Origin of the sequence: Pantoea conspicua (genome assembly GCF_002095315.1) — a bacterium.
GTDB classification, from domain to species: Bacteria; Pseudomonadota; Gammaproteobacteria; order Enterobacterales; family Enterobacteriaceae; genus Pantoea; species Pantoea conspicua.
Map to the genome: position 1 here is coordinate 1 of NZ_MLFN01000114.1, position 536 is coordinate 536.

The following is a 536-nucleotide window of genomic DNA, read 5'->3' on the forward strand; positions in this document are numbered from 1 at the left end:
GTCGCGGCTCCAGCATGATGATCCGGCCTGGCAGGTCCGCCTGCTGCAACAGCTGCAGCGGCAGCCAGGTTGATTTGCCCGCGCCGGTCGGTGCCGCCAGCAGGATTTGTGAGGCGCGGCTCAGCGCCGTCAGGATGTCAGGCAGCACCGCGCTGACCGGTAAATCGCTCACAGCAAACTCCGCTTCTGCCTGTGCTAAGATGGCGCGCATTGTAGCATTCATCCGTGATATTTGCCGGAGAGCGCCATGGCGACACAACGCTTATTTTTTGCCATCAGCCTGCCTGACACGATGCAGCAACAGCTGGTGCGCTGGCGGGCCGATACCTTTCCCGCAGGGGCGGGCCGACCGGTGGTTGCCGCCAATCTGCACCTGACGCTGGCGTTTCTCGGTGAGGTGACGCCAGAGACCGCACAGCGGTTGCAAACCCTGGCATCGCGCATTGTGCAGCCGGCGTTTGATCTCGATCTGGATGATGCCGGTCACTGGCCGCGTCCCGGCGTGGTGTGGCTGGGCTGCCAGCGCGCGCCGCGCG

Annotated in this window: 2 protein-coding genes; one reads left to right on the forward strand and one right to left on the reverse strand. The window is 64.7% G+C overall.

The window, feature by feature from the left end; all coding sequences use genetic code 11:
* The coding region (locus tag HA41_RS19435; RefSeq protein ID WP_143807384.1) for a hypothetical protein at window positions 1-211 on the reverse strand (211 nt) is incomplete at its 3' end.
* 36 nt (window positions 212-247) lie between these two features.
* Between HA41_RS19435 and thpR the strand changes: the two genes are divergently transcribed.
* Window positions 248-536, forward strand: a 289-nt coding sequence (gene thpR, locus HA41_RS19440) for an RNA 2',3'-cyclic phosphodiesterase (protein WP_094122114.1), incomplete at its 3' end; no start/stop codon positions are given.